The organism is Streptomyces sp. NPDC006385, assembly GCF_040612485.1.
Classification (GTDB): domain Bacteria; phylum Actinomycetota; class Actinomycetes; order Streptomycetales; family Streptomycetaceae; genus Streptomyces.
In genome coordinates, this window is record NZ_JBEXQG010000109.1 from 1 (window position 1) to 21,392 (window position 21,392).

At 69.8% G+C, this 21,392-nt stretch carries 23 protein-coding genes and 1 rRNA gene; 14 read left to right on the top strand and 10 right to left on the bottom strand.

The features are described from left to right. Window positions 1–253: 253 nt before the first annotated feature. A complete protein-coding gene (locus ABZ078_RS41440) occupies window positions 254–1,828 on the top strand; it encodes an FAD-binding oxidoreductase (RefSeq protein ID WP_356583708.1) in 1,575 nt (524 codons plus the stop codon). A 94-nt stretch (window positions 1,829–1,922) separates the two neighbouring features. Here the strand turns inward: ABZ078_RS41440 and ABZ078_RS41445 are convergent, their stop codons facing one another. The 5 genes from ABZ078_RS41445 to ABZ078_RS41465 all read right to left on the bottom strand — a co-directional run bounded on the left by ABZ078_RS41445 (window position 1,923) and on the right by ABZ078_RS41465 (window position 6,074). Next, window positions 1,923–2,633 (bottom strand): phosphatase PAP2 family protein, encoded by a 711-nt coding sequence (locus tag ABZ078_RS41445; protein ID WP_356583709.1) that lies wholly within the window; start codon window positions 2,631–2,633, stop codon window positions 1,923–1,925. Window positions 2,634–2,826: 193 nt separating this feature from the next. Next, window positions 2,827–3,834 carry an NlpC/P60 family protein gene (locus tag ABZ078_RS41450; protein ID WP_356583710.1) on the bottom strand — a complete coding sequence of 336 codons (1,008 nt, stop codon included), beginning with the start codon at window positions 3,832–3,834 and terminating at the stop codon, window positions 2,827–2,829. A gap of 135 nt (window positions 3,835–3,969) precedes the next feature. Then, window positions 3,970–4,773 (bottom strand): trypsin-like peptidase domain-containing protein, encoded by an 804-nt coding sequence (locus ABZ078_RS41455; RefSeq protein ID WP_356583711.1) that lies wholly within the window; start codon window positions 4,771–4,773, stop codon window positions 3,970–3,972. 35 nt (window positions 4,774–4,808) lie between these two features. Beyond that, a complete protein-coding gene (locus ABZ078_RS41460; protein WP_356583712.1) occupies window positions 4,809–5,414 on the bottom strand; it encodes a Uma2 family endonuclease in 606 nt (201 codons plus the stop codon). A gap of 216 nt (window positions 5,415–5,630) precedes the next feature. After that, window positions 5,631–6,074: an ATP-binding protein gene (locus tag ABZ078_RS41465; protein ID WP_356583713.1), complete on the bottom strand. Its 444-nt coding sequence runs from the start codon at window positions 6,072–6,074 to the stop codon at window positions 5,631–5,633. A gap of 185 nt (window positions 6,075–6,259) precedes the next feature. On the opposite strand from ABZ078_RS41465, the gene ABZ078_RS41470 reads away from it, so the two are divergent. From ABZ078_RS41470 to ABZ078_RS41480, 3 genes are read left to right on the top strand one after another with little or no spacing between them, the layout of a single operon-like run. Beyond that, window positions 6,260–7,105 carry a helix-turn-helix transcriptional regulator gene (locus ABZ078_RS41470; RefSeq protein ID WP_356583714.1) on the top strand — a complete coding sequence of 282 codons (846 nt, stop codon included), beginning with the start codon at window positions 6,260–6,262 and terminating at the stop codon, window positions 7,103–7,105. A gap of 7 nt (window positions 7,106–7,112) precedes the next feature. Further along, the gene (locus ABZ078_RS41475; protein WP_356583715.1) at window positions 7,113–7,292 is read left to right on the top strand and encodes a DUF397 domain-containing protein; all 180 of its coding nucleotides are present in this window, start codon (window positions 7,113–7,115) and stop codon (window positions 7,290–7,292) included. Beyond that, a complete protein-coding gene (locus tag ABZ078_RS41480; RefSeq protein ID WP_356583716.1) occupies window positions 7,285–7,536 on the top strand; it encodes a DUF397 domain-containing protein in 252 nt (83 codons plus the stop codon). Before ABZ078_RS41475 ends, ABZ078_RS41480 begins: the two co-directional genes overlap by 8 nt. Before the next feature lie 70 nt (window positions 7,537–7,606). On the opposite strand, the gene ABZ078_RS41485 is transcribed toward ABZ078_RS41480, so the two are convergent. Continuing rightward, entirely contained in the window at window positions 7,607–7,963 is a 357-nt protein-coding gene (locus tag ABZ078_RS41485; RefSeq protein ID WP_356583717.1) for a hypothetical protein, read from the bottom strand. Between the two features lie 33 nt (window positions 7,964–7,996). Further along, on the bottom strand, window positions 7,997–8,500 hold the full coding sequence (locus tag ABZ078_RS41490) for a hypothetical protein (RefSeq protein WP_356583718.1): 504 nt from the start codon (window positions 8,498–8,500) through the stop codon (window positions 7,997–7,999). A gap of 361 nt (window positions 8,501–8,861) precedes the next feature. Between ABZ078_RS41490 and ABZ078_RS41495 the strand changes: the two genes are divergently transcribed. Further along, complete coding sequence (locus ABZ078_RS41495) at window positions 8,862–9,278, top strand: hypothetical protein (protein ID WP_356583719.1); 417 nt, start codon at window positions 8,862–8,864, stop codon at window positions 9,276–9,278. Between the two features lie 45 nt (window positions 9,279–9,323). On the opposite strand, the gene ABZ078_RS41500 is transcribed toward ABZ078_RS41495, so the two are convergent. Then, entirely contained in the window at window positions 9,324–10,280 is a 957-nt protein-coding gene (locus ABZ078_RS41500; protein ID WP_356583720.1) for an oxidoreductase, read from the bottom strand. 89 nt (window positions 10,281–10,369) lie between these two features. Here ABZ078_RS41500 and ABZ078_RS41505 point away from each other — a divergent pair, with 89 nt between their 5' ends. From ABZ078_RS41505 to ABZ078_RS41535, 7 genes are all read left to right on the top strand, one after another. Then, window positions 10,370–10,972 (top strand): TetR/AcrR family transcriptional regulator, encoded by a 603-nt coding sequence (locus tag ABZ078_RS41505; protein ID WP_356583721.1) that lies wholly within the window; start codon window positions 10,370–10,372, stop codon window positions 10,970–10,972. 385 nt (window positions 10,973–11,357) lie between these two features. Then, entirely contained in the window at window positions 11,358–11,666 is a 309-nt protein-coding gene (locus ABZ078_RS41510) for a hypothetical protein (RefSeq protein ID WP_004000049.1), read from the top strand. A gap of 207 nt (window positions 11,667–11,873) precedes the next feature. Further along, window positions 11,874–12,707 (top strand): hypothetical protein, encoded by an 834-nt coding sequence (locus tag ABZ078_RS41515; RefSeq protein WP_356583722.1) that lies wholly within the window; start codon window positions 11,874–11,876, stop codon window positions 12,705–12,707. Next, window positions 12,697–14,013 (top strand): hypothetical protein, encoded by a 1,317-nt coding sequence (locus ABZ078_RS41520; RefSeq protein ID WP_356583723.1) that lies wholly within the window; start codon window positions 12,697–12,699, stop codon window positions 14,011–14,013. The genes ABZ078_RS41515 and ABZ078_RS41520 overlap by 11 nt, the downstream gene beginning before the upstream one ends. Then, window positions 14,010–15,566 carry an SCO6880 family protein gene (locus ABZ078_RS41525; protein ID WP_356583724.1) on the top strand — a complete coding sequence of 519 codons (1,557 nt, stop codon included), beginning with the start codon at window positions 14,010–14,012 and terminating at the stop codon, window positions 15,564–15,566. Before ABZ078_RS41520 ends, ABZ078_RS41525 begins: the two co-directional genes overlap by 4 nt. Window positions 15,567–15,572: 6 nt before the next feature. Continuing rightward, on the top strand, window positions 15,573–16,985 hold the full coding sequence (locus ABZ078_RS41530; protein ID WP_356583725.1) for an ATP-binding protein: 1,413 nt from the start codon (window positions 15,573–15,575) through the stop codon (window positions 16,983–16,985). A 135-nt stretch (window positions 16,986–17,120) separates the two neighbouring features. Further along, a complete protein-coding gene (locus tag ABZ078_RS41535; protein WP_356583729.1) occupies window positions 17,121–18,602 on the top strand; it encodes a type IV secretory system conjugative DNA transfer family protein in 1,482 nt (493 codons plus the stop codon). A gap of 55 nt (window positions 18,603–18,657) precedes the next feature. Here ABZ078_RS41535 and ABZ078_RS41540 read toward each other — a convergent pair whose 3' ends face one another. After that, complete coding sequence (locus ABZ078_RS41540; RefSeq protein ID WP_356583726.1) at window positions 18,658–19,221, bottom strand: GNAT family N-acetyltransferase; 564 nt, start codon at window positions 19,219–19,221, stop codon at window positions 18,658–18,660. A gap of 86 nt (window positions 19,222–19,307) precedes the next feature. Between ABZ078_RS41540 and ABZ078_RS41545 the strand changes: the two genes are divergently transcribed. Then, on the top strand, window positions 19,308–20,579 hold the full coding sequence (locus ABZ078_RS41545) for a histidine kinase (RefSeq protein ID WP_356583727.1): 1,272 nt from the start codon (window positions 19,308–19,310) through the stop codon (window positions 20,577–20,579). Further along, the gene (locus ABZ078_RS41550; RefSeq protein WP_356583728.1) at window positions 20,576–21,253 is read left to right on the top strand and encodes a response regulator transcription factor; all 678 of its coding nucleotides are present in this window, start codon (window positions 20,576–20,578) and stop codon (window positions 21,251–21,253) included. Before ABZ078_RS41545 ends, ABZ078_RS41550 begins: the two co-directional genes overlap by 4 nt. A 48-nt stretch (window positions 21,254–21,301) precedes the next feature. Here ABZ078_RS41550 and rrf read toward each other — a convergent pair. Beyond that, window positions 21,302–21,392 (bottom strand): 5S ribosomal RNA (gene rrf, locus ABZ078_RS41555); the annotation flags it as partial.

A 21,392-nucleotide genomic window follows, 5' to 3' on the forward strand; every position in this document is an offset into this window, starting at 1 on the left:
ACGGCGTGAAGCCCGCCAGCAGCTCGTACAGCACCGTGGCGAGGGCGTAGATGTCGACCGCCGCCCGTGGCGGCAGGCCCTCGACGACCCCAGGGACCGCCGGGGTCGAAGGGGCAGCGCCCCTTCAGGATGGGACGGGTAGGGGCGGCGGGGGCGAGAATCCTCCCAGGCCGCACCCGGACGCGACCCCCGGACCATGGAACCCCGACCCCCACCACCCCGTCTCGTTCCACGTAACCCCACAGGAGGCGACATGGAACGGCGTACCTTCATCGGCGGCAGCGCAGCAGCCCTCACCGCCCTGGCAGCAACCGCCTGCGACAACAGCACGGCCACCACCTCAGGCTCAGCCACCCGCACCCAGACATCCCCCAAGCGCACCACCGCCGCCTCCTCCCGCCCCCCTGTCACCGCCCCCGCCAACTGGACCGCCCTGGCCCGAGACCTCGACGGCTCCCTCATACGCCCGGGCGACGCCGACTGGAAGTCCGCCCACCAGCTCTACAACACCCGCTTCGACGCCCTGAAGCCCGCCGCGGTCGCCTACGTCGCCCACCCCGACGACATCCGCACCACGCTCGCCTACGCCCGGGCCCACCACCTCCACGTGGCCATCCGCAACGGCGGCCACTCCTACGGCGGCTGGTCCTCCGGCACCAACCGCCTGATCATCGACGTCTCCAAGCTCAACCGCGTCCGGGCCTCCGGCAACACCGCGGTGATCGGCGCCGGCGCCAAACTCATCGACGTCTACCGCGCCCTCGCCGCCAAGGGCGTCACCATCCCCGCCGGCTCCTGCCCCACCGTGGGCGTCTCCGGCCTCACCCTCGGCGGCGGCCACGGCGTGACCTCCCGCGCCTACGGCCTGACCTGCGACAGCCTCACCCAGGCCACCCTGATCACGGCGGACGGCAAGCAGCTCACCGCCGACGCCACCACCCACAAGGACCTCTTCTGGGCCCTGCGCGGCGCCGGCAACGGCAACTTCGGCGTCGTGACGGAACTGCGGTTCCGGACCCACCCCGCCCCCCAGGCCGTCACGGCGTACCTGACCTGGCCCTGGTCGAAGGCGGCCGCGGTCATCAAGGCATGGCAGGAGTGGGGTCCGACCCAGCCCGACGAGATCTGGTCGGCCCTGAGCATGTCGAACCACGTCGGCGGCACCCCCACCATCTCCGTCGCCGCGTTCTCCCTGGGCACCTACGGCGAGCTCCAGAACGCCGTGGACCGCCTGGCCGACGGCCCCGGCGGCCCCGGTCCCGCGACCAGCGCCGCCCTCAGGCGCCGCTCGTACGAGGAGTCGATGGAGCTCTACGCGGGCTGCTCGTCCTTCACCACGGACGCGCAGTGCCACCTGCCCGGCTCCACCCCGGGCCGCTCCCCGCAGGGTGCGCTGGGCCGCGAGACGTACGCGGCGAAGTCGGACTTCTTCGACCGCTCGCTGTCATCCGCGGGCATCCAGACCCTGATGAAGCAGGTCGAGGCGGTCCGCGGCGGCTCCGGCAGCATCGCCCTCACGGCCCTCGGCGGAGCCGTCAACCGCGTCGCCCCCACCGCGACGGCCTTCGTCCACCGCCGCTCCCGCATGCTGGCCCAGTACATCGGCTCCTGGCGTGCCGGCACGACGGGCACCGCGTCCCAGGCCTGGCTGAAGTCGGCCCACGACGCGATGCGTCCGTACGCCTCGGGCGCCGCGTACCAGAACTACTCCGACCCGGCCCTCACGGACTGGCGCAAGGCGTACTACGGGGACGCGGCGACGCGCCTGACGAGGCTGAAGAAGCAGTACGACCCGGAGCGGTTCTTCACCCACCCGCAGGCGCTGTAGCGGACAACGGACGAGAGACGACGGCCGACGCGCGACGGCCGACGGCCGACGGCCGAGAAGCAACGGGCAACGGCCGAGGGGCAACGGGCCGCCACTAGGCGGCCAGGTCCCGCTCCTCCGCCCCCGCGGTCTCCTTGCGAGCCCCCGGAATGACCGCGCCCTGCCCGTCCGCCCGCGACGCTCCCCGCGCTCTGATCAGCCACCCGCCCCGCGGCGAGCGCTCAATGGCGCGCATCACCGGCGTCAGCAGGGCCATGGCCAGCGGCGACAGCAGCAGCGCGACGGCCGTGCCGAGCGCGAACCCGCCGACGACGTCGGTCGGATAGTGCACGCCCATGTAGACCCGGCAGAACCCTTCGAGAAGGGCGAGCCCGATCCCGATCAGGCCGAACTTCCGGTTGGCGACGAACAGTCCGACGCCCAGGGCCATGGCGATCGTCGCGTGATCACTCACGAACGAGTAGTCGGTCTTGCCGGTCACCAGGACTTCCAGCCCGTGGTGGTCGTTGAAGGGCCGGGGCCGCTCGACGAACCCTCGTATCGGAACGTTCACGAGCACCGCGACCCCGGCGGCCAGCGGCGCCCACACGAGCGCGGCCACCGACGAGGCGGCGTCGTCCGCGCCCCGCCGCCGCACGGACCACCAGCACCACACGCCGAGCAGGACCAAGGCGAGCAGCAGACCGTACTCACCGACGTACGCCATGACCCGGTCGAACCACCCGGGGGCGTCCTTGGCCAGGCCATTGATGTCGTAGAGCAGCTCGACGTCGGGGTTCGACCCGGATTCTGCGAGTCCAGCCATGTTGCCGCGGCCCCTTCATCTCTCCGGCGCATCTTGCGTACGCCGCTCCGCCACCCCCGTGGTTGTAGATCCGGCTACGACACCAGGAACGCACGGCTCCTGTTGATACGTTCCACACTCCACTGAATGATCACTCAGACGTTATCGAAGAGAGACCCATCACCGCAGCTCAGGGGGAGGGTTCACGCTCCGTCTACACCGTGGTGGGCAGCGCTTTCGCGCCATCCTCGGTGACCCGGGTCGCCCCGAAGTAGTCGGGGGTGTCGATCGGGTCGAACCGGATCACAGCACCCGTTCTGGGCGCGTCGATCATGTACCCGCCACCGACATAAATGCCCACATGCCGGATGGCGCGGGAGTTGTTGAGGTCGTCCGAGAAGAACACCAGATCCCCGGGCAGCAGCTCGTCCCGGTCCGGATGCGGCCCCGCGTTCCACTGGTCGTTGGCGACCCGCGGCAACGTGATCCCGACACTCTCGTACGCGGCCTTGGTCAGCCCCGAACAGTCGAACCGCCCACCGTCCTCAGCGGTACCGTCACCGCCCCAGAGGTAGAGCGTGCCGAGCTTCTTCTGGGCGTAGGAGATGGCGCCGGCGGCCTGCTTGCTGGGATCCACCCGGCTGACGGGCGCGGCGAAGCTCTCCTCCAGAGTCGTGATCGTCTTCACGTAGTTCTGGGTCTCCTTGTACGGCGGCACACCCCCGTACCTGATGACCGCGTACGCCCCCGCGTTGTAGGACGCGAGCATGTTCTTCGTCGGGTCGCCGGGCACGTCCTTCACGTACGAGGCGAGCGTGCAGTCGTACTTCGCGGCCGACGGAATCGCGTCATTCGGATCCCATACGTCGCGGTCGCCGTCCCCGTCACCGTCGATCCCGTGCGTGGCCCAGGTCCCCGGGATGAACTGGGCGATGCCCTGCGCCGCCGCGGGGCTCTTGGCGTTCGGGTTGAAGCCGCTCTCCTGGTAGAGCTGGGCCGCGAGCAGCGCGGGGTTGATCGCGGGGCACAGATTGCCCCACTTGCGCACGAGGTCCGCGTAGGCGGCCGGCACGGCCCCCTTGGCGAGCGTCTTGGCCGCGCCGCCCACCGATCCCGCGAGGTTCCCGGCGACGACGTAGACCCCCACGACGAGCAGCATCACGAAGCTGAGTCCCGCCGCGACAGCGGCACCCGCCACGATCCATGCCTTACGCACCGTCAACCGCCCCTCGCCCGCCGGGAGTCCCGCGCCAGTCTAGGAGCTTCCCAGCCGGAAGCCGGTACAACCAATGGTCTCGCGGGTACGGCGTGACGCACCGTCGTCAGTGCGTCCACCGAACCGCCCTTGCCGCAGAGGTCAGTTCGACGGGGCAACCCGTTCCGCTTCCTGATACAGCCCGGCCGCCTCCGCCCCGAACACCACACTGAACGACACGTCCGCCGTGGCCCCGCCCCCGTCGTGCCCGCCCAGCACCCCGACGACCGCCCCGTCCCCGGTGACCCAAGGGCTTCCGCTGGTCCCTCCGCTGAAGCCGGGACAGGCGATGCGCTGCTGCGTACGGCCGCGAAGAACCGGCTTGTCGGTACAACTGATGGGAACCTCCCGGGAGTTGGTGTACCCGGTGACGGTCACGGCCGTGGCACCGGTGGCCGTGCCCGCCGCGAACCGATTGCCACCGACCGCCTCCTCGACACCTTCCCCACCCCGCTCCGCCACGACCCCGAAGGCCACGTCACTGTCCTCGGCCCGCCCCTTCGCCCACCCCTCCGGCAGCAGCCACCTCCCCACCTTCCACACCCCGTACGGAGCCTCGCCGTCCCGGTACCCGGGCACGAACACGAGCTCGTCCGCCCTCCCGTCCAGGCAATGGGCGGCGGTGACGATGAGATTCCGGTGCGAGCTGTGCACGACGGACGCGGTGCAGAAGTGGCCGCCCCGGAGGTGGGCGCGACGGTCGGCCGCGAACAGGGCACCGACCCGCGCGGTCCGCGCCGTCGCCGCGGCCACGGCGGTCACCCCGAAGGGGCCGGCACCGGCGTCGGCGGACGCGGCGGAGGCCGATGTGAGAGCGAGGAGGAGGCTGGCGGCGTACAGGGAGAGACGGAAGGTGTGGGCGGTGCGGGGGGTGGCGGAGGTCCTGGTCCGGGCGGTGCGCTTCATCGGGGCCACTGTGGCCGACGAAGGTGAGAGAAGCGTCAGACGCCGTGCGGCTGAGCGCCGTACCCGGGGAGATCGTCGGTGGCGATCTCGATGTCCAGCGGGCCGGGCAACCGCACGGATTCCCCGAACTTGCCCGGGAGTACGTCCCGATAAGCCCCGTTGTCCGGACGGGTGTGCAGGGTCCAGGTGCCCTTGCGCGGGTCGACGACAAGGAGGACGGGGACCCGGGCCACGGCGTACCAGTCGGCCTTGTCCCTGATCTCGCGGGACTTCTCGGACGGGGAGAGCACTTCGACGGCCAGCGCGGCGTCCTCGGGGTCGGCCAGCCAGTTCTCGTCCTCCTCCCATTCCTGGGGCAGGACGATCAGGTCCGGCGTGACGTAGTCGTCCGGGTCTTCGGGCAGGCCGATGGAGGACACTTCATATACGTCCAGCCCCTCGGGCAGAGCCGCGCTCTCAAGTCGGCGCCGTACCCGCTTCACCACGCCCGCGTGTTTCCCACGCGGAGTAGGGGACATCACGAGCTTCCCTCCCACGATCTGCACCCGCAGACCCGTCTCTGCCTCGACCTTCTCGGCGATGCGTCGCAGATACCCCGGATGGGGACGCGGTTCGGGCCGGGCGCCCGGTGGCACGGACATCGCTCGCCGCCTCCGTCCTTCCGCCCCATCGGTGTCTTCGACCGCGCGCGCGGGCTCGGTGGGAGGTCCGACATCCCGCTCGGCGTCGAATCCACCGTACTGTGCGCCCTCCCCCTCTTCCGCGCCTTGCTCCCCGCACGTGCGAGCCGCCCTCCTGACCCGCTGCTCAACCTTCGCCACGACACCATCCCCCTTTCACGCTTCGCATACGATCCATCACAGTAGGCCACCCCTCTGACACTCGGCCCACAGCAACTTCCCGCCCCCCGAAGCCCCCGGCTCCCGCAACACGGACACTCCGGTCGCGTCGGCGCAAGCCCGCACGAGATGCAGGCCGCGACCGTGCTCCGCGCTGTACGGGGGCAGGCCCACGGGGTCACCCTCGGCAGGGAACCCGGGCGGGACCCTCGGGTCCGTGTCCCATACGGCGACCCGCAGGCGGCCGGGCCCCATCGGGCGGACGCGGAGGGCGTAGGGGCCGGCGGTGTGACGGTGGGCGTTGGCGAGGAGTTCGGCGGCCAGGAGTTCGGCGGTGGGGGTGACGTCGGTGAGGCCGTGGGCGGCCAGGACGGTGCGGAGGGTTGAGCGGGCGATCCCCGGCGCACGTGGATCGCGCGGGAGTTGGAGGGTGTAGGCCCAGGGCGGGGATACGGTGGCCATGGAAGTCTCCGATCACGATGGGGAGTTGGGGGGTGACCCAGTGGCGGTGCCGCCCCGTCGGGCGGTGCACTTCTGAGTGAGGGGCCCAGTTGTAAGGTAGCGGCACTGAGTGAAGGTATTCACCGAAATGCAGACATCCCCTTCACTGCCACCCGTGTGAGTGACAGCAAGGAGGCGGCAAGGCCGTGAGAAACCCGACGGGTCGCCAGCTCCGCTTCGGCGCAGAGCTGCGCAAACTGCGCGAGCGTGCAGGCTTGAGTTCCACCGAGGCCGGTCAACTCCTCGGCATCAAGCAGGCACAGGTCAGCAACATGGAGGCCGGTCGCGTAGGCGTGAGCGCAGAGCGGGTGCGCACGATCGCCTGCCATTACGACTGCTCCGACAAGCCTCTCGTCGATGCGCTCAGCGACATGACCTCCGAGCGCACACGCGGCTGGTGGGAGCAGTACCGGGAACTCCTGCCCAGCTCACTCCTCGACCTCGCCGAACTGGAGCATCACGCCCAGTCGTTGCTCGCCGCCACCACGGCCCGTATCCCCGGCCTGCTCCAGACACGCGAGTACGCCCTCGAAATCTTCCGTCAGGCAGTCACCGAACTGCCGCCACCCGATATCGAGCACCGCCTCTCCTTCCGCATCAAGCGGCAGGCGGTCCTCTACCGCGAGGAAAACCCCACCCCATACGAGGCCATCGTTCACGAGGCGGCCCTGCGTATGAAGGTCGGCGGGCCTTCGATCGCCCGACAGCAGCTGCAATACCTGCTCGACATGAGCGAGCGCGACCACATCACCCTTCGCGCCATCACCTTCGACGCCGGCGCCTACCCGGGATCCGGACAGTCGATCTACTACGCGTACGGCCCGGTACCGCAACTGGACACCGTGCAGCTCGACCAGTCCCACGGCGTCGCTTTTCTCGATGCAGAAGGCCAGCTACACAAGTATCGAACACTCTTCGAACGAATCGACGCCGTGGCGCTGAGCCCGGACGAGACCCGATCCCTTGTCCACAACCTGATGCGAGAGCTGTGAGGAATCCATGACCTGGCAGAAGTCCTCCTACTGCAGCGAAGGCAACTCCTGCGTCCACGTCGCCACCACCACCGAAACGATCCATCTCACCGAAAGCAGCGACCCCACCGGAGCCATACTCAACGTCACCCCGGCCGCCTTCACCGCCCTCCTCACCACCCTCAAAAAGAAATCCGCCCATGGCTGAGATCCCCCCGAACCTCACCTGGGAACGCGCCGCCCCACCCGAGGCAACCGGCCCGGGCCCCTGGATCGAGATCGCCTTCGGCGAGGGGGACGACGGCGACGCCCCCGTCTACCTTCGCGAGACCAGCGATCCGGACAACGTGGTCACCACCAACCGCCGCAAGTGGGACGCCTTCGTGCTCGGCGTCCAGGCAGGCGAGTTCGACCACTTTGTGGCGAGCGTGGCGGGCGTGGCGGAGGAATGACCGCGACGCAGCCCTCGAAACCGGATCATGTCCGTCCCCGAGGGCTGCGTCACGACGTCGGCACTACTGTTCAGTCACCGCCAAGGTGCTTGATCTTCTCGAACGGGTAGGCCCCTACGATCACCACGGCCATACCGTAGAGAGCGAAGACCACCAGCCCCCAGGTCGACACCGACTTACCGCCGCCGCTCAGGATGACGCTGCCGATCGGCACGAGCGGAGCCACGCTGAGCACCGCCGCTCCGGTGCACCAGAAAGCCACCAACTGATTGGCCCGCTTCCTGAGCGCGGGATCGGCCTTCACCTGCGCCGGGACGTCGTACCCGACGGACTTGTTGCAGACCTCGCCCCGGTATCCGACACGTGCCGCCAGCAGGCTGGCCACACCCAGCACGCAGAAGCAGCCGAAGATGAACATGTAGGCCATGGGTACCTCTGGGTCTCGTAGTGCCGGGTGACCCTAGCGGACGTACTTGATGATGAAGGCGATGACCATGTTGACGGCCTTGTTCTTGACCCAGCCCGGAAGGACCTTCCAGGCCCAGCCGCCGATCTCGCCGCCGAGGCAGCCGATGATGGCGTTCCGCACGTAGGTCTTCTTGCTGGAGGCCTTGCCGGCGGCGATGTCGCTGAGCACCGACGTGGGGATGCTGGCCAGGGCCCCCCTCGCACACCATGCCGCAGCGCCGATGGCGACCGCCGCGATGGGGAACGCCCGGGTCTGGCGCCCAGCGGACTGCTGGCTCATGGCCTTGGAGATCTCGGAGAGGGCCTCCGCGCCCATCTCGTCCTCGATGAACTTCCGCTGCTCCGCGGTGAGAGCCGGCGCCGTCGATTCGCTCGCGGCGGCCAGCCCCACGGCCTCGGTGCGGGTGCTGTCGGCGGCCATGGCGGCGGGAGCCACAGTGGCGAGCAGGGCCGTGCTGGTGACAGCGGCGATGCCGGCCAGAGATATACGGCGCATGACAGTAGTGCGCATTAATTCCCCTGTAGTTGGTGCTGCACCTCCTGGTCACGGAGGTGATCGGCAACGAACCCTGACACCCTCCGGCGCACCTTTACAAACCCTTTGCCTATGCGGATGATCACTGCTCTGACCGGGAACCCACCGCCCTGTTCACGCATCTTCACGAGACACTGCCGCCGCCCGGACAGGGGTGGGGACTGCGCCACCCTCAGCGCTCGGGATCCTGGTCGCGGGACTCGTCGTCCGGGTGGGCTCCCCCTGAGTACGCATACTCAGGCACAAGGTCATCCGTCACGGCAGACTGTGCCACGACCGATCAACTGACCGAACACCCACGCTCTTTCAGGGGGGAACCAACGTGACACGAACCAGCCGTGCCCTGGCCATGACGGCACTGGCGGCCTGCGCACTCACCGGCCTGGGGGCGGCGCCCGCCGCCGCGTCGACCGGTGTCCTGCTGCCCCATCCCGGCCCGGAGGGTCTGGTGTGGGTGGAGGAGTACACGGGAGACGGCGGTGTCGCGTCCGGTGGCGCCTGGGATCGTCTGCCGACCGTGCTCACGGTGGCCTGCGAGGGCGGCGGCGATGTGCGGGTGACGATGTCGCAGGCGACGGAGATCGCCGCGTTCTCGGTCGACTGTCCGGCCGGCGAGGCCGGGGTGGGCTCCGTGACCATGGATCCCGGCGTGGTCCGTGGCGGGTCCTTCACGATCGGCGTCGACGCTTCGGCGGACAACATCCGGTGGGCTCTTACGGTGACTCAGCCGGAGTCGTGAGCCGACCGCCGGACGGGTACGCGTGAGGGGGCGGCTGGGCGCGCACTAACGCTCGCCCGCCACCCGCTCCCCCGCTCCGGCCCCCGCCCCCAACGGCCAGCTCACGCCCGTCAGTTCCTCCGACACCGCCCACAACCGCCGCGCCTGCGCCGCATCGCTCGCCGCCGCAGTCCGCCCCACCAGCGTCGGCCCACCGCGCATCTCACCGAACCCGTCAGGTCCGACGTAGCTCGCGCCGGGCAGGTCCTGCGTCGCGGCGTACAACGTGGGCAGCGCGCCCGCCCTGTCGTCCTGGGCGAAGAACCTGTTGCCGATCTTCATGAACCCGCGCATCACCGCACTGCCCGCATGGCTCTGCAGGTTGGTGGCGGCATAGCCGGGGTGCGCGGCCAGGGCGCGGACCGGGGAGCCGGACTCCGTCAGGCGGCGCTGCAGTTCCAGTGTGAACATGAGGTTCGCCAGCTTCGACTGGGCGTAGGCGCGGTTCGGGTCGTAGCCGGACGTCCAGTTCAGGTCCTCGAAACGGATCCTCGCGCCGAACCAGCGGTGGGCACCGGACGACAACGTCACGACCCGGTCGGTGACGTACGGCAGGAGCAGGTTCGTCAGCGCGAAGTGACCCAGATGGTTCGTGCCGAACTGCATCTCGAAGCCGTCCGCCGTCCGCTGCTGCGGCAGCATCATCACGCCGGCGTTGTTGATCAGCAGGTCCAGCGGCCGCCCCTGCCACGCGTCCGCGAACTCCCGCACGGACGACAGATCGGCCAGGTCCAGGCGCCGCACCTCCGTGCTGCCGTTCACCGTCGCGGCCGCCGCCCGGCCTCGCTCCGGATCCCGTACGGCGAACACGACGTGCGCACCCGCTCGCGCCAGCCCGTCCGCCGCCCTGAGCCCGATACCGCTGTTGGCGCCGGTGACGACGGCGGTGCGGCCGGCGAGGTCGGGGAGGCTCGTCGCGTCCCATGTCTGTTCGGCCATCTTGGTCGTCTTCTTCTCAGCCATACCCCGAATGTAGACGTCGCCAACAATGCTGTCAATGACAACAATGATGGCGGCGCCAACAAAGATGGCACCGCCAACATCAAGCTACGATGGTCCACATGCCCGAGAGCCGCCCCTACCACCACGGAGACCTGCGCGCCGCCCTGCTCGCGGCAGCGGAACGCACCCTGCGTGAGAAGGGCGCCGCCTCCCTCTCGCTCCGCGAACTGGCCCGCGAGGTCGGCGTCAGCCACGCCGCCCCCGGCCGGCACTTCAAGGACAAGCAGGCCCTGCTCAACGCCCTGGCCCTGGCCGGGTACGAGCGGCTCGCCCAGTCGCTGAGCACGGCCGACGACCCCGCGCTCCCCCTGGAGCCGCGCCTCACCGCCCTGGCCCGGGCCTACCTCCGCTTCGCCATCGACAACACCGAGCTCCTGGAGCTCATGTACGCCCGCAAGCACGACCCCGGCGCGTCCGAGCAGATGGCGGCGGCTGTGGACCGCACGGTCGGCGGCCTCGAACGGGTCCTCGCGGACGCCCAGGAACGCGGCGAGATCATCAAGGGCGACCCCGAAGAACTCAACCTCGTCACCGGCGCCGCCCTGCACGGCATGTCCGCCTTCATCACCGCCGGCTGGCTGCCCCCAGAAGCAGCCCTGGCGGGCGTGCAGGGACTGGTCCACCACCTGCTGCACGGCCTGAAGCCCCGATGACGGCCACCCCGAGCCCCACGGACTGACTCACCGTCACCAGCCCTTCCACCAACGGCCCACGGCACCCCACCTCGGCCCGTTCGCCCTGCCGGGATAGCCTTCACCCGCAGAACACCGGCGCGACCACTCACCCGACCGGCCGTCAGAAACGGCACCCGGCGGGAAGAGGGCTAACGACAGAACCACACGACAGGTTCCGCTCAGGCCTCATTGCCCGGCGTGACCTGCCGTGATACACAGAGTGACCGTACGAGGTATTCGTACGAATCCCGCCCATCAATGACGCCAAGTCGACATACGACGGCGACAATGTCGGCGAGAATGATGCCTGGCCTCTGCGCAGCGCAGGGGACTGCGGAACTACCCAACAGGGGCGGTGACTTACATGCTCTTTGCGGCCGATAAGGGCGACATCAACACCATCATCGGCGGGATCGCTCCGGACTGGGGCCCCTTCGGCAGCCTGGGCAACGAGGCGAAGGTGATGATCGAGGTCGTGATGGCGGTGGCCATCCTGATCTGCCTCGGCATCGCCATCTGGGGCGCGGCCAAACAGCGCATCGGTGCCACGGCGCTGCGTGACACGTTCAGCGCCGAGCAGGGCAAGGGTCTGATCATCGCCGGTCTGACGGGCGTCTTCATCATCGGCTCACTGGGCACGCTGTTCACCATCGTGTACGGCATGGCCGTGTAGCCGTTCCGTCGACTCCCCTCTCCTCGATCCCTCCGTCCGCTCCGGGCACGCCCGGTCCCCCTAGTCCCCCACCCGCCCGTCGTGCCCAACCGGCTGAGGTTGCGTTTCCCTGATGTCGAGTCACCACACCGCGCCCACGCGGGAACCAGCACGGCTACCGTCGTACTCCTACGTGTTTCCGTCCGACGTCGAGGGGGCGTACGCGGCATGAGTCTCGGAGACGAACGGGAGTCCTCCGGCGGTTACGGAGGCACCGGTCAGACCAGGACACGGCTGCCCGAGAGCGGCGGTGACGTGTACGGGGGCGCGCGGCGGGGCGGCCGCACGTCGTCCCGGAGCCTGGTCACCGTGGTCGGCGTGGTGGTCCTCCTCATCGCCGCGATCGCCTTCGCGAACCGCGGAGGCGACGACTCCGCCTCCGACACGGGGGACGAGAACCAGCCGACTTCGTCGACCACGGCAGCCAGCGGGGCCCGTCCGGTGGCGGGGAAGGCCGGGGGGATTCCGGCGGGGTTCGCGCGGGATGCGCAGGGGGCGCAGAGCGCGGCGGCGAACTACTCCGTAGCCCTGGGGTCGGCGGAGATGTTCAACACCGCCAGACGGCACGAGATCGTGGACATGGTCTACGCCCCCGACATCGCCGCCCGCCGGCAGGCGGAACTGGACAACGCCTACTCCAGCGAGGGGTTCCTGTCGAACATCGGCCTCGACAAGGACGGTGCCGCACCAGCGGGCCAGACCTTCGTCTCCCGGGTCATCCCCGTGGGCACCAAAGCCACGTCGTTCAGCTCGAGCGCCGCCACGGTCGAGGTCTGGTACACGTCCCTCTTCGGCCTCTCCGGCGACGGTTCGACCAACCCGGTGTCCGAGAGCTGGTACACCACGACCTACCAGCTGACGTGGGTCGACAACGACTGGAAAGTCACCGACTTCCAGCAGAAGGACGGGCCCGTGCCGGTGGGGCGGGACCAGCGGGCCTCCACTGCCGACGACATGACGAAGGCCGTCGAGGAGTACGGAGGGTTCACGTATGCGCGCTAGCCGCCGCTTCCTCAAGGTCACCGGGGCCTTCGCCGTCGTACAGGCCACGGCCGTACTGCTGGCCACCCGCGCCGTCGCCGCCCCGACCCCCTCACCCACGCCGTCGGGGAGCAACAACCCCTGCGACCTCATCCGTGGCCCCGCCAAGGACTACTGCGAAAAAGACAACGGCGGCTCCACCCGCTCCGGCGACACCCCCTCCCTCACCGACCCCACCTCCACCCTCGACCCCCTCTCCTCCCTCGCCAAGGGCTGCGCGGAAGCCGCCGCCTGGACCGTGGACAAGCTGAGCGAGGCCGTGCAGGAGACCGCGACCGTCGACTTCACCAACACCAAGTTCCTCCAGCAGTACGCGGTCGTCTTCGCGGCGTCGACGATCCTCACGCTCCTCCTGTGGCTCCTGGCCGTGGCCAAGCGAGCCGTCCGAGGCGTCCCCCTCACCACCGCCATCTCCGAGGCGATCGGCTTCCTCTGGCTCACGGTGCTGGCGTCGGCGTTCACCCCGCTGATCCTCTACACCGTCGTATCGGCGACCGACGGCATCACCGAGGTCCTCGCGAAGACGACCGGCAACCAGACGGACACGTTCTTCGGTACCTTCTCCGGCGCCCTGGAGAAGGGCGAGGACATCGGCGGCGGCCCGATCATGCTGATCGTCGTCTCCCTGGTCAGCATCCTCGCCGCCGGCGTCCTCTGGCTGGAGCTCGTCATCCGTGCCGCCCTGCTCTACGTCGGCGCCCTCCTCGGCACCGTCGTCTACGCCGGCCTGGTCGACAAGAACCTGTGGGGCCACGTCCGCCGCTGGGCCGGCATCATGATCGCCGTCATCCTGGTCAAGCCGGTCATCGTCATCGTCCTCGGCCTCGCCGGCGCACTGTCCGCCGACGACGGCCCGAACGCCTTCTCCGCCGTCGTCTCCGGACTGGCCATCATCCTGCTCGCCATCTTCGCCAGCGCGATGATCTACCGCTTCGTCCCCGGCTTCGGCGACGAGATCGCCGGCTCCCGCAACAACCGCATGATGCGGGGCGCCGAAGGCAAGGCCGCCGCGGTCATCAGCTCCCCGGCGACCCTCGTCGCCCAGGGCATCAAGACCCACAGCACCCGCGCGGACAGCAACAGCGGCGGCTCCCGCCCCTCCAACCCCGCCTCCGGCGGCGTCGCCGCACACAGCTCGCGCTCCTCGAACGGAGGCGGCGGATCTGTCCCCTCCGCCGCACCCGCACCCCGTTCGAGCAGCCCGGTGAACACCCCCCACGCCAGCAACACCCGTAACAGCAACAGCACAGGAGGTGACGGGCGTTGACGACCGAGTCCCACGTGTCCCATCCGGTCACGCCCCGCCGTACGTATCTGATCGGCCGCGCCCGGCCGAACGCGATCGTCGGCCGCAACCGCGAGACCGGCGAGATCGCGCTGATCATCGCGGGCGCGTTCCTCGGCATGATGTGCGGCCTCCTCGTCCCCGTCCTGTCCCTGCGCATCGTGCTGCTCATGGGCTTCCCGATGCTCGCGCTGGCCGCGGTCTACGTGCCGTACAAGCACCGGACCTTCTACAAGTGGTTCGAGATCAACCGCAGCTACAAGCGCACCCTCCGCCAGGGCACGACCTACCGCTCCGGCGCCATCGAGGCCGGTACGCGCATCGACGGGCGCGAGGTCGAGGTCGGCCCGCCCCCCGGCATCGGCCGCATCACCTGGCTCGCCGCGCCCTTCGGACCGGACGAGATCGCCGTGCTCCTGCACGCCGACCGCCGCACGGTGACCGCCGCGATCGAGATCGAGGGGCCCGGCGTCGGTCTGCGCGACTCCGAGGACCAGGAAGCCCTCGTCGACCGCTTCGGCACCCTCCTCAAGCACGTGGCCAACGGCGACGGCTTCGTCACCCGCCTCCAGATGCTCGCCCGCACCCTCCCCGCCGACCCCGACGCCCACGCCAAGGACGTCGCCGTACGCGGCGACGACCGCGCCCCGGGATGGCTGCAGCAGTCGTACGACCAACTCCAGTCCATGGTGTCGACGAGCAGCGAGCAGCACCGCGCGTACCTCGTCGCCTGCATGCACTACACGCGCGAACTGGCCGCCGAGGCCCTGGCCATGGCCCGGGCGGCCCGCGCGCACGGCGGCAAGGTCGACCGGGACGCCGGCCTCGCCGTCGTCATGGCCCGCGAGCTCACCGACATCTGCTCGCGCCTCCAGGAGGCCGACATCCGCGTCCGCCAGCCGCTCGGCCAGGGCCGGCTCGCCTCGCTCATCCACTCCATGTACGACCCGGACCACCCGATCGACCACATCCAGGCGATGACGAAGCGCAACGCCTGGCCGGCCGAACTGGACGCCATGGAGCCGACGTTCCTCCAGGCGAAGACGCGCGAGTCCTCCACCCGCGCCCCCTGGTGCCACGCCACGGCCTGGGTGAAGGAGTGGCCGATGACCCCGGTCGGCGTCAACTTCCTGGCGCCCCTGCTCGTCCACACCCCGGACGTCATCCGCACGGTCGCCGTCACGATGGACCTCGAACCCACCGAGGTCGCCATCGAGCGCATGCTGACCGAGAAGACCAACGACGAGGCGGAGGCGAGCCGCGCCGCCAAGATGAACCGCACCGTCGACCCCCGGGACATCGCCGCCCACAACCGCCTCGACCAGCGCGGCGAAGACCTCGCCAGCGGCGCCGCCGGCGTCAACCTGGTCGGCTACATCACCGTCTCCTCCCGCACCCCCGAGGCCCTGGCCCGCGACAAGCGGACCATCCGGGCGTCGGCCGGAAAGTCGTATCTGAAGCTGGAATGGTGCGACCGCGAGCACCACCGGGCATTCGTCAACACACTCCCCTTCGCCACCGGCATTCGGAGGTAGGACCTGATGCGGGACCCGCTGTCCGTCCTCACCGACGCCTTCACGTCCTTCCTCTTCGGGAAGGTCGAGACGACCCGGCCGCCGGTGCGCACGTCGACGGGCCAGGCGCAGGCGGTCTACCTCCCGACCGCCGCACCCGGCCTCGGCGACTCGGGCGTCATCATCGGCCGCGAGGTGTACTCCGGGAAGGGCTACATCTACGACCCCTTCCAGCTCTACGGCCAGCAGCTCCCCGCCCCGCACTGGTTGGTCCTCGGCGAGTCCGGCAACGGCAAGTCGGCCCTGGAGAAGACCTACGTCCTGCGCCAGCTGCGCTTCCGCGACCGCCAGGTCGTCGTCCTCGACGCCCAGGGCGAGGACGGCGTTGGCGAATGGAACCTCATCGCGCAGGAGCTGGGGATAACTCCCATCCGCCTCGACCCGATGGCAGCCCTGGACCACGGCATCCGGCTCAACCCCCTCGACCCGTCGATCACGACGACGGGTCAGCTCGCCCTGCTCCGCACGATCATCGAGGTCGCGATGGGCCACGGCCTCGACGAGCGCTCGGGCTTCGCGCTGAAGGTCGCGCACGCCTACGTCAACGAGACCATCGTCGAACGCCAGCCGGTCCTCACCGACATCGTCGAGCAGCTACGGCACCCCGAGCCGGAGTCGGCGGAGGCGATGAACGTCGCCATAGACGACGTACGGGCGTGGGGCCTGGACGTGGCGCTGGTGCTGGACCGTCTGGTCGACGGTGACCTCAGGGGCATGTTCGACGGCCCGACGACGGTCGGCATCGACCTCGACGCACCGCTCATTGTGTTCGATTTGTCCCACATCGACCGCAACTCCATCGCCATGCCGATCCTGATGGCGATCGTCGGCGTTTGGCTGGAGCACACCTGGATCCGCCCCGACCGGAAGAAGCGCATCTTCCTGGTCGAGGAGGCCTGGCACATCATCAACAGCCCGTTCGTGGCCCAGCTTTTCCAGCGCCTGCTGAAGTTCGGCCGCCGGCTCGGCCTGTCCTTCGTAGCCGTCGTCCACCACCTCTCGGACGTCGTCGACGGCGCGGCGGCGAAGGAGGCGGCCGCGATCCTGAAGATGGCGTCGACCAGGACGATCTACGCCCAGAAGGCCGACGAAGCGAGAGCGACGGGCCGGGTCCTGGGCCTGCCGCGCTGGGCCGTGGAGATCATCCCCAGCCTCACCCCCGGCATCGCAGTGTGGGACGTCAACGGCAACGTCCAGGTCGTCAAACACCTGGTCACCGAGACCGAACGCCCGCTGGTCTTCACCGACCGCGCGATGACCGAATCGTCGAGCGACCACCTGTCCGACGACGCCCTGCGCGCCGCCGAACTGGAGGCGGAGGAACGCGCGGCGGCCTTCGTGGAACAACACCTCGGCGACTCCGAATCGACGGTGGCGTAGGGAGAAGAGTTGAGACCGGACGACCGCCGTGCACACCTGAACCGCCAGGACCACCGCGACCACCGCGACCGCCGGGACGCCCAGGGAGGCATCCCCGACGGCCTGCTGATCGGCATACTCGCCTTCCTCCTCGGCATGACCCTGCTGGTGTGGACGGCGACGGGCCTGGCGGCCTGGTTCACGCACGGCTCCTGGCCGACCGGCGTCACCTTCACCCGCACCCCCCTGGCCATGCGCCACCTGATCGAGCAGCCCCACGACATCCCCGGCGCCTGGCCGAACGCACGGGCGGGCCAGTTGTCGGGATACGGCCTCTTCTGGGGCCTGTTCATCGGCCAGCTGATGGTCCTGATCGTCCTCACCGTGTTCGTGCTGGGGACGGTGGCCCGATGGCGAGCGGTCAGGGCGGCTCGGCGGGCGGGGAAAACGGGCGGTGCGGACGAACCGGGGGCTGCCAGGCCCCCGGCATCTGCATCGACACAGGCACCGGCACTGGCCCCCACCACGGCCGACGTCCCGGCACCGAGAGCGGAGCCGCAGCCGACGACGGCCACGGAGCACAGGAAGCACACGGACCACACGAACCACACGAACCACACGGACCACAGGGACCACACGGATCTCAGCGAGGCGGCGGTGCCACAAGCCCAGCCCCACACCCACAGCCCGTTGCCTGCCGAACAGCTGGGCGGATGGGAGAAGATCCTCGTAGCTCCCAGGGAAAGCCGCCAGACGACCGCGACCCACGCGATCCACGACGCGGCGGGCCCCACCCTCGTAGTCACCTCGAACGCAGCCCTCTGGCAGCAGACCAAAGACGCCAGGTCCAAGCTCGGCCCGGTCCACCTCTACGACCCCACCCACCTCTGCGACACCCCCGCCCGCCTCCACTGGTCCCCCACCACAGGCTGCGAGGAAAAGCAGACAGCGGCCTCCAGGGCCACCGCACTCCTGACCCCGGTCCGCCCCACCTCCCGCCTCGACCAAGCGGTCAGCGACACCGCCGAGACACTCCTCCGCAGCTACCTCCACGCCGCCGCCATCGACGGCCGCACGATGCGCCACGTCCACCGCTGGTCCCAGGGCACCCAGGTCCAGGACGCCGTACGAACCCTCCGCACGAACCCCAAGGCGGCCCCAGGCGCGGCAGGCGAGCTCGAAGCCGCCCTCACCGCCCACCCCGAACGCCGTGACATGGCCCAGGAGCTGACCAGCAGGGCCCTCTCGGCCCTCCTCACGGTCAACATCCGCGAGGCGTGCACTCCAAACCGAACTGATGCCCTCGCCTTGGATTCCTTCGTCCACGAAGGGGGCACGCTTTATGTGGTGGGTGAATCCATCGAGGACCCCCGCGCCAACCCGGGCGCCATGCCACTCCTGACGGCCCTCGCCGCAAGCGTGGTCGAGCGCGGCCGGCGCATGGCCGAACGGTCATCCTCCGGTCGCCTCGACCCACCACTGACGCTCGTCCTGGACGACGTCGCCGCCGTGGCTCCGCTTCCCCAGCTCCCGGAGCTGCTGGCCACCGGAGCGGACCGGGGCATGCCGACCCTGGCCCTGCTCCGGTCCCGGGAACAGGCCCGCTCCCGCTGGCCGCACGACGAACTCCCCGTGTGACCCGACGCGTTGCCCGCAGGGCGCCCCACCCGACCCGTCACGGCCGCCCGACCCGTCACGGCCGCTCGAGCACGAACTCCCACTCGACCTCCCCCGAGCCCTCGCCCAACGACACGGTTACCCCGCTCGGCACGAACCCCACCTTCCGGTAGAACCGCTGCGCCCGCTCGTTCTCCTCGTGCACGATCAGCCGCGCCCGATCGGCGCCCCGCGACCACGCCCACTCCAGCCCGGCGTCGAAGAGAACCTCGGTCAGCCCGCTCCCCCGCTCCTCGGGCCGCACGAACACACCGACGACATGCCCCTGCTTCCGCTCCACCGGAAACCCGGCCCAGTCGGTCGTCCCCGGCTCCTCGACCAGCACGGTCAAGGTCCCGACCCACACTCCGTCCGGCCGCTCGGCGATGATCTGCTGCGCCCCGTGCGCCCCCTCACAGGCACCGGCGGCCCGCTCCTGCCAGAACGAGTCGGGCCGGGCCAGGGCCTCCTCGTAGGTCTCCAGAAAGGCGAGCGGCGCGACCGGATCCCGCAGCGCGGCGAGCCGCAACTCCTTTGCGGCGGGCCACTCGTCGGCACGTATCGACCGGATGACGTAGGCCCCGGGGCTCATGGTGCTCATGACGGCCACCGTAGTACCCGGGTACGACATCGCTCACCCGGAATAGTGCCCCCGGTCCTGTCCCGGCCGGCACGGGAACCCGCACGATGGAGGACGTGACGGAAGATCAGGCCACGCAAGAGCGAACGACGGAACCCCTCACGGAGCACCTCCAGCGCATCAGCCGGCGGGTACGCGCCTTCGACCGACGCCACCCGCTCGTCTGGGACCTGCACCTCACCGGCTTCTGGGTGACGGCGGCCCTGATCGACTACTACGGCGGCGGCTGGCTCAACGTGGCCCGCGACCGCGACAACCCCGGCTGGCTGGTCCTCACCCTGAGCCTCGGCCTGTCCGTCCCCCTCCTCCTCCGACGCACCCACCCCCGCGCCGTACTCCTCGTCATAGCCCCGTTCGCCCTGGTCAACGCCTGGACAGGCATCGCCCTCCAGGCGTTCCTGCTCCAACTGCTCGTCGTCTACCACATCGCCCTGCGCCGCCGTACGCACCACCTGTGGTGGGCGACGGCCCTGATCACCACGCCCGTGTCGGTGCTGGCCGCCCGCCACCCGCAGGGGACCCCCGACAAGGACATCGTCCCCGTGCTGATGTCCATCGCGGTGGCGGCCGCCATCGGCATCACCGTCCGCACCCGCCGCGACCACACCAAGGCCCTGGAGGACCGCGCCCGCCGCCTGGAGATCGAACGCGACCAGCAGGCCCAGCTCGCCGCCGCGGCCGAACGCGCCCGCATCGCCCGCGAGATGCACGACATCATCGGCCACAACCTCTCCGTCATCACCGGCTTGGCCGACGGCGGCCAGTACGCGGCCGCCAAGTCCCCCGAACGTGCCGCCCAGGCCCTGCAGGCCATCGGCACCACCAGCCGCCAGGCCCTCGGCGAACTGCGCCGCCTGCTCGACGTGCTCCGCGAGGAGGACCACCCCACCGAAGCCCATCCCGAACTGACCCCCCAGCCCACCCTCACCGACCTCGACCAGCTCCTCGACGGCGTACGCGCCGCGGGCCTCCGCGTCCGCACCACCATCCACGGCACCCCGAGCCTCTCCCCTGGCCGCCAGCTCACCGTCTACCGCGTGATCCAGGAGGCCCTCACCAACGCACTCAAACACGGCGGCCCCGCCACGACCGCGCACATCCACCTCTCCTACGAGGAGAAGGGCGCCGTCACCGCGACAGTGACCGACACCGGCAGCACAGCCCCCGGCCGCCCCGCACCCACCACCGGCGGCCGCGGCCTCCCGGGAATGCGCGAGCGAACGTCCCTGTACGGCGGCACACTTGAGGCCGGCCCACGCCCCCACCCCGAACAGGGCTGGCGCGTCCACCTGCACCTCCCGGAGGAAACCCCGCAGTGACCACCGTCCTCATCACCGACGACCAGCCCCTCCAACGCTTCGGCTTCCGGATGCTCCTGGAGAGCCAGGACGACATGACGGTGCTGGGCGAAGCGTCCGACGGCAGCGAAGCGGTCCGCATGGCCGCGGAACTGCATCCCGACGTGGTCCTGATGGACGTCCGCATGCCCGGCCTGGACGGCATCGAGGCCACCCGCCGCATCACCGCCGCCGGCGACCGCACCCGGGTCCTGATCCTGACCACCTTCGACCTCGACGAGTACGCCTACGCCGGTCTCCGCGCGGGCGCCTCCGGCTTCCTGGTCAAGGACGCCCAGCCGGAGGAACTCCTCTCCGGCATCCGCGCCGTGGCCACGGGCGACGCGGTGGTCGCCCCCAGCCTGACCCGCCGCCTCCTCGACGCCTACGCCCACCGCCTGCCGACGCCCGACCTCGCAGGCGGCTCCGGCACCACAGCTCTGGACGCCCGCCTGACCGCCCTCACCGATCGCGAACTCGAAATCCTCACGGTGATCGGCAAGGGCTGGACGAACACCGAGATAGCCGCACGTCTCCACCTGGCCGAGTCGACGGTGAAGACGCACGTGGGCCGCGTCCTCGCGAAGACGGCCTCACGGGACCGAATTCAGGCGGTGATTCTGGCGTACGACACGGGACTGGTAAAGCCGTCCTGAAACGCGAAAAGGCCCACACCATAAGGTGTGGGCCTTTTCTTAAAAATTGTTCGGCGGTGTCCTACTCTCCCACAGGGTCCCCCCTGCAGTACCATCGGCGCTGTAAGGCTTAGCTTCCGGGTTCGGAATGTAACCGGGC